Source organism: Gracilibacillus thailandensis, assembly GCF_010994055.1.
In the GTDB taxonomy this organism is placed as follows: Bacteria; Bacillota; Bacilli; order Bacillales; family Amphibacillaceae; genus Gracilibacillus; species Gracilibacillus lacisalsi.
This window is the reverse complement of record NZ_WJID01000016.1, coordinates 72,458-82,870: the sequence shown is the minus strand read 5'-3', so window position 1 is coordinate 82,870 and position 10,413 is coordinate 72,458. Positions and strand designations below refer to the sequence as shown.

At 37.1% G+C, this 10,413-nt stretch carries 8 protein-coding genes; 6 read left to right on the top strand and 2 right to left on the bottom strand.

Translation table 11 applies throughout. The features are described from left to right. Positions 1 to 108 precede the first annotated feature (108 nt). The 5 genes from GH715_RS21865 to blaI all read left to right on the top strand — a co-directional run bounded on the left by GH715_RS21865 (position 109) and on the right by blaI (position 4,135). A complete protein-coding gene (locus tag GH715_RS21865) occupies positions 109 to 315 on the top strand; it encodes a hypothetical protein (RefSeq protein WP_338029419.1) in 207 nt (68 codons plus the stop codon). Positions 316 to 393: 78 nt separating this feature from the next. Next, a complete protein-coding gene (locus GH715_RS21860; RefSeq protein WP_338029420.1) occupies positions 394 to 597 on the top strand; it encodes a dihydrofolate reductase family protein in 204 nt (67 codons plus the stop codon). A gap of 240 nt (positions 598 to 837) precedes the next feature. Further along, on the top strand, positions 838 to 1,740 hold the full coding sequence (gene bla / locus GH715_RS06715) for a class A beta-lactamase (protein ID WP_390308424.1): 903 nt from the start codon (positions 838 to 840) through the stop codon (positions 1,738 to 1,740). 215 nt (positions 1,741 to 1,955) lie between these two features. After that, entirely contained in the window at positions 1,956 to 3,728 is a 1,773-nt protein-coding gene (locus GH715_RS06710) for a BlaR1 family beta-lactam sensor/signal transducer (protein ID WP_153834639.1), read from the top strand. A 23-nt stretch (positions 3,729 to 3,751) separates the two neighbouring features. Further along, positions 3,752 to 4,135, top strand: a complete 384-nt coding sequence (blaI, locus tag GH715_RS06705) for a penicillinase repressor BlaI (RefSeq protein ID WP_163578503.1) — start codon at positions 3,752 to 3,754, stop codon at positions 4,133 to 4,135. A gap of 403 nt (positions 4,136 to 4,538) precedes the next feature. On the opposite strand, the gene GH715_RS06695 is transcribed toward blaI, so the two are convergent. Next, positions 4,539 to 5,429 carry a LysR family transcriptional regulator gene (locus GH715_RS06695; RefSeq protein ID WP_163578502.1) on the bottom strand — a complete coding sequence of 297 codons (891 nt, stop codon included), beginning with the start codon at positions 5,427 to 5,429 and terminating at the stop codon, positions 4,539 to 4,541. 123 nt (positions 5,430 to 5,552) lie between these two features. Here GH715_RS06695 and GH715_RS06690 point away from each other — a divergent pair, with 123 nt between their 5' ends. Further along, entirely contained in the window at positions 5,553 to 6,206 is a 654-nt protein-coding gene (locus GH715_RS06690; RefSeq protein ID WP_153834641.1) for a pyridoxine/pyridoxamine 5'-phosphate oxidase, read from the top strand. A gap of 338 nt (positions 6,207 to 6,544) precedes the next feature. Here GH715_RS06690 and GH715_RS06685 read toward each other — a convergent pair whose 3' ends face one another. Then, on the bottom strand, positions 6,545 to 9,913 hold the full coding sequence (locus GH715_RS06685) for a LamG-like jellyroll fold domain-containing protein (protein WP_153834710.1): 3,369 nt from the start codon (positions 9,911 to 9,913) through the stop codon (positions 6,545 to 6,547). Positions 9,914 to 10,413: the final 500 nt, after the last annotated feature.

Here is a 10,413-nt window from a genome sequence, read left to right as displayed (position 1 = left end):
CTAAAAAGCTATTTTAATAAGAAAAACTTTGACAATACGCAAATATGGAAAGAGGGAAAATTATGAGTAAAAGACGTAACTTAATATTATTCATTGCATCGAGTTTAAATGGGGACATTGCTACAAAAAGCTGAGTCTCTAGAGTGGTTATTTAAAGTAGAAGATGAAGGTGATAACGGCTTTTCGGAGTTCTATGAGACGGTAGATACGGTTTTAATTGGTAAAAAAACATACGATCGGGTAATGAAACTAGATTTAGAGGAGTTCCCCATATACAAACAAAGAATGTTATGTGTTTACAAGGTCTTCTATTGAAGATACTGAAAATGCAAAATTTATTAGTGATGATATAACTAATTTTGTCAAAAAACTAAAAGCCAACATGGCAAAAACATTTGGATCGTTGGTGGAGATGAACTGTTAAACTCCTGCATTAAAGCAGGGTTAGTTGATGAATTTATTATAACATTTGCACCAACTATAATAGGTAATGGCATCTCTTTGTTTAAAGAAGGAAATCACCATTTAGAGCTTTCCTTGAAAGGAACGAAGCAATTTAATCAATTTATTGAATTACATTATCAAGTTAAAAAGTAAAATACATTACTAAGCAGATTAACAACAGCTAATCAATGAGCTGTTGTTCTTTTTTCATCATTTTTAAGGTTGACTTTTTATAGATTACAGATGTAATATTGTACTACAGTTGTAATCTTTATAATGGAAAGGTGGAATACATACTTACAATTAAAGACTAATAATGGAGAAGATCAATATATGAAATTTATTCTAAAGGAAAGAAGGTATCATATGAGAAAAACCAATTACCAATCCAATATGGTCAAGTATTTATGTTACATAGTATTGTTAGCTCTAACTATACTCACCACATGCACAAATGCTGACAATAAAACAAATACATCAACCGACAATAAAAGCGACACCGAGCAAACCATCAATAAAGATGAAGAGTTTGCCCAGCTCGAGGATGAATTTGAAGCCCAACTCGGCGTCTATGCAATCGATACGGGTAAGAATCAAATCGTTGAATACAATCCCGATGAGCGTTTCGCCTATGCATCCACTTTTAAAGTACTAGCAGCAGCTATTTTGCTTAAGCAAAATGAAATCAAAGATCTTGAAAAAGCTGTTACCTACAGTAAGGATGACTTGGTTACTTATTCTCCGGTTACCGAGAACCATGTGGATACCGGAATGACACTGTTAGAAATTAGTGAGGCAGCTATTAGAAAAAGTGACAACACCGCTGGAAATCTATTACTTGAGGCCTTAGGTGGTCCTGAGGAATTTGGGCAAGCCTTACTACGAGACCTCGGTGATGACGTTACAGAACCCGAACGATACGAAACCGAATTGAATGAATTCATACCAGGGAATAAAAGTGATACCAGCACACCGAAAGTTTTGGCTACCAATCTGAAGAAAATCGCGCTTGAAGATTTCCTCCCTAATGATAAGCGCGAGTTGCTTATCGATTGGATGAAAGGTAATGCAACAGGCGATACACTAATACGTGCTGGCCTACCTGAAGAATGGATCGTCGGAGACAAAAGTGGGGCTGCAAGTTACGGCACAAGAAATGACATTGGCATTGTTTGGCCACGTGACAGAGAACCAATCATTATTGCAGTGATGTCCCGTCATGATACTAAGGATGCAGAATATGATGATGAGTTAGTTGCAAAGGCTGCTGGAATCATATTCGATGCTTTAAAATAAGAGCACACATGTCTAGCAAAACTGACATGTGTGACTCGAATTTTGCTCGACTTTTTCTATCCAAATTTGTACGTGAACTCTAATAGTTGGCACCAATGGAGTATTCGTCTCATCCAACGTTGTTATTAGGAACTCATTAATCAAATAGCTATTGACCTAATGGTATAATTAAGATACTTAGTTAAACAACTTCGCGTTTAAGGAGATGAAATAAGATGTCGGTCCTCCACTTAGCTGTAAGCATGTTTTTATCTTCTTTCGTGGTCATTGTTATCATGCTGATCCGAAAGATATTTAAGAACCAATTATCATCCAAATGGCAATACAATTTATGGTTCATTTTACTGATTGCATTAACCATGCCATTGCTTCCAACAGATTTATTGGATGTTGGAACCAAGCTAACTTGGAATGGGAACCAAAGCAGCATTTTGTCCTCGTCCAATACCTCAACAGCAAATCTCGTAACAGATAGTGGAGGAAATTGGATGAAAGATTTATCCATTTCTGTCAACCGGTTTGACCTGACATTATTAAACCAACTCTTCACCATTATATGGATGACGGGTATGCTGGTAATGATTGTTTTAACGATTCAGGCATGGATGAAACTGCAACGAATAAAAAAATCCACAAGCATCATAGAAAATCCAGAGATTCAGAGATTATTCGAACAGTGCCAACAAAGACTCCATATTTCACAGAAACTTGTGTTAGTGAATTCACCGCTTATTAAGTCGCCAATAACATTCGGTATTTTCAAAACCTACATTATTCTGCCGCATGATGCTGAAGCATGGCTGTCCAAGGAAGATTTCAAAAACATTTTGCTGCATGAATTAAATCACTATAAAAACAAAGACATTATTACGAACTACTTAGTTGTCCTGTTCCAGATCTTGTACTGGTATAACCCATTGATCTGGATTGGCTTCAGGGAAATGCGGATAGACCGTGAAATCGCCTGTGACAGCGCCGTTTTAAAAATGCTCGGTCAAGATCATTATGCAACATACGGTAACACAATCATAAAGTTCGCTGACAAATCCTTTCTTCAAGGTAAGTTCGCGATCGCTAGCCAGCTCACTAGCCCCAAAAAGCAATTAAAAAGAAGGATTGAAGGGATTGCAACTTTCACAACAGAATCAAAGCTTTTAAAACTAAAAAGCATCGTAATTTTTATACTGTTGGCGGGCATTGTCGTGTGTCAAGTACCAGTTGTTTCTGCAATGCCTTATGGTGAGGATCGGATCAATTTTGATAATAAGCAGACCGTGTATGAGGATTTAAGCACATTTTTCAGTGGATATGATGGTAGCTTTGTACTCTATGATTTGCAGAAAGCACAATACCTTATCTATAATAAAGACAAAAGTGTGTTACGAGTTTCACCGAATTCCACGTATAAAGTATACAGCGCGTTATTCGCTTTGGAATCTGGTGTGATTACACCACAGCACACCTCTATGGAATGGGATGAAAAAACTTACCCACACGAAGCCTGGAACCAAAATCAAAATTTATTTACTGCAATGGAGAATTCCGTAACTTGGTACTATCAAAAGCTAGACCAAAAAATAGGAAAAGAAAGAATCAAAGCAAATTTTGAAAAAATACACTACGGAAATCAAAATGTGTCTGGTGGAATAGAAGACTATTGGCTAGAATCTTCTTTAAAAATCTCACCTATAGAACAGGTTCAGACACTTAAAGACTTTTATACTAACCAATTTGGATTTAATGAGAAGAACGTTGAATTAATAAAAGATGCCATCAAGCTCGAGATGAAAGACAATGTAACACTCTATGGAAAAACCGGTACAGGAACAGTCAATGATAAAAATGTAAACGGCTGGTTCATAGGATATGTGGAAACGAAAAGCAACACCTATTTCTTTGCAACCAATATCGAAAACGACCATCATGCTCAAGGCAGTATAGCTGCTGATATTACCAAATCCATCTTAGAAGAAAAAGGAATTTATTAAAAAAGCAAAGGCAGGGATTACAAGTGACGAATAAAATACCCACTATTTCAGAGTCTGAATGGGAAGTATTGAAAGTGCTTTGGCAAAAAGCACCGCAAACTGCAAATGAAATCATTTCGTCCTTGCCGGCAGAAACGAACTGGAAGCCAAAAACCGTACGCACCCTGTTAGATCGCCTCTCTAAAAAAGAAGTCATCGGTGTTAACAAGGATCAGCGTGTCTATACATTCTATCCGCTTTATTCTCAGAACGAATGCCAGCGCGCCAAAACAGAGTCTTTTGTCAAACGATTCTATGATGGTACTTTAAAATCGATGCTCGTTCAATTTATTCAGGATGAGGACTTGTCCGAGGATGATATTAAAGAGTTGCGATCTATTTTGGATAAAAAGCAGGATAAAGAATAAATCTCACCCTCTTTACAGAAGGTATAATGCCTTCAAGCAGAATAGAAAAGTGGCACATTCTCTACACAAGGAAAAATTGTATCCCTCATTATCAAATTACTGGGAATCTTGGGGATAATTCTTTAACAAAAGAATTATCCCATTAAGGTCAAAATGTTTATTTAGATTTTCTACTTATTCAAAACAGGCGCATATCCATTCTGGATATGCGCCTGTTTTGAATAAGAGATCGAACACCTTTCAGAATAATAGCATTCATAGCTGTACTCTAATTCTGTAACATCTCAGCAAGTTCAAACAAAGATTGATACTGTTTATTTTGATAGTTTCGCCCTTCCTTTTGTAAGTATGAATAGTATAAAGGCTTTTCAGCATAAAAATAATATTGATGATTCTGTTTCAGCTAGGTCTTTACTAACTCATCTTTTATTAGTGAAATAAAGTTGGCTGTGGTCGTTAAATGTTCTTCATTACTTCTCGTACAAAGTCTTATCGGATGCTTAATAAAAACATCTTTGACAAAAACTCTGGCAAGGCTACCGTTGTGCAGGTCATTCTTCACTGCAAGTGCAGAAACTAGCGCAACACCGTAGCCAGCTTTTACAGCTTCAATAGACTCTCTCATTCCCTCGATTTGAAGGACGGATTCCGGCTCCTTGAGATTAACTGCTTCACATAATTTCATAACATTTCTTCTTGTGGCACTTCCTTTTTCACGTAAGATAAACGGTTCTTTCAAAAGCTCCTCGAGTGAAACTTCTATTCCAGCTAATCGATGGTCTTCTGGGACAATAAAAATAAGCTCATCGTCGAGAAGCGTGTGTGATTCAACACTTTCTCCCTGCTGTTCACTATAAACAAAAGCTACATGTACTGAATAGTCTAGCAGCTGTTGAAAGGTCCAATCAGTGTTTCCTTTATAAAGTTGAACATCTACCAGGGGGTATTTTTGCTTAAACTTTACAATCCAATGTGGTACTACTGTACTCGCAGGTAGTTGGGTTGAACATATACGTAAACTTCCACGTTTGCCTGTTAAAAAATCATTCATCTTTGTTTCGATTTCGGCTTCGAGTGCAAAGAGACGTTTTGAATGAGTGGCAAGTAACTCACCCGCCTCTGTCAATTGTATGGAGCGTCCTTTAGAAGTAACCAACTTCATTCCCATTTCTTGTTCTAATTTACGGAGTTGTATTGTCACAGCAGGTTGGCTAACTAAGAGACTTTCTGCTGCATGTGTAACACTTCCTAATTTTGCTATTTGTGTAAAAATTCGCAATGCGTGCAGATTCAACGTTCCGCCTCCTATCATAAATATTATTTATAATTTAAATATAATTATATATTAGATTTATTAAATAATCTCCTTTATATTAATATATAAGAGCCTAGTATTCAGTAAGAAAGGAGCAGGATCATGCAACAAACAAAGGATTTATTAAGAAACTTAAAATCTTTAACCGGTCCTTTTCCGGATTTTCACACAAAAGATTTACCGGACTACCCGTCAGATTTGTTCGTGGAATGGTTATATGTTGCGATTGAGAAAGGTATTCATGAACCTCATGCAATGACATTATCCACTGTTGACAAGGCAGGAGCCCCAGACGCCAGAGTATTAATTCTAAAAGATGTAATAAACAATGGATGGTACTTTGCAACATCAACCACAAGTAGAAAAGGGGAACAATTAAAATTTAACCCAAAAGTTGCTTTAACATTTTATTGGGCCGAAATTGGCAGACAGGTTCGGATACGTGGAGTAGCCACTGAAATGCCACCAGAAACAAACTCAAATGATTTCTTAGAAAGGTCGAGTGGAGCCAGAGCACTGGCTTTGATTGGACACCAGAGTAAGGAATTGATGCAACGTGAGAATTTAGATGAAGCTTTATTAAAAACAAAGGAATTGGTAAAAGAAGCACCCGATACTGTAAGTTCCACGTGGAAGTTATACGTAGTCTATGCAGACGAAGTTGAATTCTGGCAAGGGGATCCAGAACGGAAACATAGGAGGGTACAATATCAGCGTAAAGATGATCATTGGATACATCGTTTATTGTGGCCTTAATGAAACTCCCCTTTTAATTCAAAACCACAAGATTTTCTACCTATGAAAAATGGGAGCATATCCTATTCTACTAGTGCTTTTTCTTAAATAATATATTTAAAATTCCTTAACTATTTTTGAACTATGTAAGAAACCACATCCTCACGAAGAATGTGGTTACATTAAAAATGATTATTTAGGTTCAGCGAAGAACGCTTCTTCTATATTAAGCGTACTAAGGAAGAGGCGAGAATTCTTCCTGTTTTTTTTTTGCGGTTCTAAACTAAACGAATCAACTAATTCATTGTGGTAGAGAAAAAGAACCCCTGACTACTTAGCCAAGGGTTCCTACCATACATTTAATTAGCTGCATTTTTTCTTTCTCGTACTGTTAAGAACACACCTACACCTATGGCCATTAATAATAGCCCTAGTGCCAACCAATTATATTGATTTGTAGCAGTGTCTGGTAAGGTTTCTCCATCGCCTTCTTTTTGATCATCATTGCCTGATGAATTACCATCGTCTGTTTCACCGTCATTTTCTGTTGAACCATCTTCTTCTGTTCCACCTTCATTGTCTGATGGGTCATCGCTACCTGTTCCATTTTCATCTCCTGAGGAACCATCGCCACTTGTTCCATCATCTGCTATTTCAAATACGCCATAGATACTGAAGTGAGATACATCTGCTACCACTTCAGCAGTTGAACTGTCTACACTTTCAGGTATAATTTCTTCTTTTTGTTCACCATTCTCATCAACATAGACAACTCTTAAGTTACCCCAATTGGTAACTTTTTCTGCGTCGACGTTAAATATTAATGTTACTGGTGAATTAAAGCTAATATCTTCACCATTAGATGTTAAGGAGAAATCATACAAATCACTTACCGCATTTTCATTTTTCGACTTAATCTTATCCGAAACCTCTCCTAATTCAAATACAATATCCTCTTTACCTTTCAGAATGGATACCGGGATTTTCACCTGAACGTTATCCATTTGTAGTACAAGATAAGCTGTTTCATCTAGCTGATCCACCACTTCTTTTTTGATAATCGTTTTCTTAGTGTCTACACTCGTTTGATAAACATTATTTACCTTCTCTAAATCAGCTACTTTACTTATAACCGTGTCTTCAGTTTCCTGGCCATTTTCTTCATTTTCATCTTCATTGTCAGGTGATTCATCACCTTCATCTGTTTCAGGGTTTTCATAAAGAGCCTGCACTTCTTCTGCTTGAAGTACTAATCCATCATACACACGAACTTCATCCATTAAACCTTTAAATGGAGTATCCCAAAAGTTCACGCCTAAGCTAAATTGTGCATCTACAGTAGTAAAGACATTAGGGAAATTGGCATCCGAGAACTTCTCTTCCCCATTAATATATACTTTTGCTTCTCCTTCATTTACAGTAAAAGCAAAGTGTGTCCACTCACCTGCCGGGATAATCGAATCGGATACTGCATCATACCAATCATCGCCATTATGGGACCATACTTTGGTAACGCCCTGTGCATTTGGTACAAGGCTGATCCAATTATTTTCTGTTCTAGCACCGAAAAACGTTGTGGTAAACTCTGTTATTTCCTCTGGCTTCATCCATAGAGAAATAGAATATTGATCACTAGCAATTAAACCATTGGCCAACTTCAATCCTGATTCACCATCGAATTGTGCCGCCTGACCAACGATACCGTCCGTAAAGGTAATCTCTCCACCTGTATTATGAATACGATCACCAGTAACCGTAGCATCTTCTTGCTTACCAGAGCTATCTGATAAGCCACCATTGAAATCATAAAAGGCTGATAAGCCACCTTCCTCTTTTTCCGGAACAGTTACCGTTGCAGTTAGCGTTTCTGTAACCTCTCCTAATGTGATCGTCGCGGTTAAATCTACCTCGGCATCACCAGAACCAAATACTGGTCTATTTACCGCTCCTTCCGTTGATATAACATCAGGATTAGAAGATTCCCATGTGATTTCTGTTCCTTGTGTTGCCAATGTCGGTAAACTTAGATCTGAAATTGCTCGCTCTGGAAGACTTTCACTTAATTCTTGTTTTATACCATTTACAACTTCTTGATCGTCTTTACTTTCTACATGACTTCCCCAGATCACAACACCTTCACCAGACATCGCACTAAACGTCATAACCCATTCCTCAGATGTCGGATCATATTGACGAATGAACACGCCATCGTATGTTTCGTCATCAACTGTCAATTCAACTCTATAATCATCATAGAGCTCCCATGTACCTGTAACAGCACCTGTGACAGTCTTGTCTTCATTTAATTTGACCCAAGTTGATTCTGTTAACTCACCCGTAATTTCCTTACCATGGTTCAAATATTTATAGTCACCAACTACGTCTGATTCTGAAATCGCTTCAACTTCCTCGCCAGCATAGTGATATGGTGTTGGTACTGGCCAGTCATTACTATTTTTAAATGTTTGGTGTACTCGAACTTGGTGCATTTCTCCTTCTTGAGGAAAACGTGTATGTGTCACAATAAACTCTTTTCCAAGTTCATCATCAATTAAATAAGAATTGTGACCCGGCGCCATATATCCTGTACCGATTCCTGAACCTTCTTCACCAAAATCTCTCTTAAATAGGAAGTTCCCCATCATTTTATTACCAATTTCTTTATGGTCATCATTACCAGGGAAATTACCTACCCCGATATCAAAGCTTTCAGGAAAAACGGCTTCATTTCCGGCCGCATCTACATAAGGACCGTCAATACTTTCTGATCTGAACTGTCGCATTTGATAGCCACCATCAGAAGCTAGTCCACCATAAGTAATATAGAGGTAATAATAGCCCGTTTCCTCATCATAAACCGCATAAGTCCCCTCACCTGATCTTCCATATCCACCAGCAATCTTCGTACCATAGTATCTATCAATCATTCTACCATCTTCAGTTACTTTATCTTCACCAGGATAAATCGGTGTACCTGTTTCTTTATCCAATTCTAAAATAAACGTTCCACCAGACCATGAACCATACGTCATATACAAGTCGCCATTCTCATCATAGAGAATATTCGCATCGATCGCATTGGTATAAAGCGCATTGTTGAAGTCACCATCTTCAGTAAAATAGTCTGGATTGACTTCATCAATAATTCCCTCGTCAATAAGCTCAGAGAGATTAGTATTTTCCCAATGTTTATTCACATCACTATTGTTGTCATAGCTTTCGTAATTCGTAAAACCAGAATAAATGATAGTGTCCGTATATTCATATGGACCTTCAATATCTTTTGATACTGCTATACCGATAGCTGAGCGGATATAGGTAGAAGAAACACTATAATAGAGCATATAAGCACCGGTTGAACCATCTTCCCAAACATAGTCTTTGTTCCAGAAGATATCTGGTGCCCATACAGCATAGCCCCCTGCACTATCAGCATCATCTTCCCCAGCCCATTCAAATGACTCTGCTAGATTAGAAGATAAGTCACCATAAATAGGATTATTCTCAGGGGTTTGATATTCTCGATCGACTAAAGAATTCCAGTTACTTAAATCATTTGATTTAGCAACCGCAATATGTGAACCAAACACATAATAAGTACCATCGTCAGCTTTAATAATAGATGGATCATGTACAGAAGCACGGTCAAACTCTATTGATTCGGAATCATCTTGCTCATCACCAAGAACGGTTGTCGGTATGATGATCATCAATAAGAGACCAACCATTGATATTTTTTTCACAAAACTTATCACTATTGTTTTCCCCTTCCGTCAACTCGCTTGTAAGCGTAGTCATTTTTTCGAATTTAATTAAAGTCTGGGCACTTTTGGCGAACTACTAACATTCAGTTAAATGCATGAAGATAATTTATGATTTCTGTTAGTAGCTATTCTTCACTTTTTGGTTAACCTATGTTAAATCAGCCATCCCTCCTTTATTTGTCACACATTTATAAATCGCTTACAAAATCATTCATCAATAAGATTACTATAAATATATAACTTACTCAATAAATATCTATTAAAAAAATAAATTTATTAATCAATTAGGATATTCTAATCAGATTAATTACTATATATATTTATCAAAAGGAGTTATAATCTTTTTACCTAATCCAAATATACTTGAGGATATTATAAGATAATCTCCACTTATCATTTTTTCACCAAAAAGGACATGGCATTATACCTCGGTTCCCACCAATAACCTAAGAAGATAACTTGAC

Coding starts and splice junctions, on each gene's coding strand:
- GH715_RS21865 (WP_338029419.1), top strand. CDS start 109: ATGGGGACATTGCTACAAAAAGCTGAGTCTCTAGAGTGGTTATTTAAA.
- bla (WP_390308424.1), top strand. CDS start 838: ATGGTCAAGTATTTATGTTACATAGTATTGTTAGCTCTAACTATACTC.
- GH715_RS06690 (WP_153834641.1), top strand. CDS start 5,553: ATGCAACAAACAAAGGATTTATTAAGAAACTTAAAATCTTTAACCGGT.
- GH715_RS06685 (WP_153834710.1), bottom strand. CDS start 9,913: ATGGTTGGTCTCTTATTGATGATCATCATACCGACAACCGTTCTTGGT.
- GH715_RS06710 (WP_153834639.1), top strand. CDS start 1,956: ATGTCGGTCCTCCACTTAGCTGTAAGCATGTTTTTATCTTCTTTCGTG.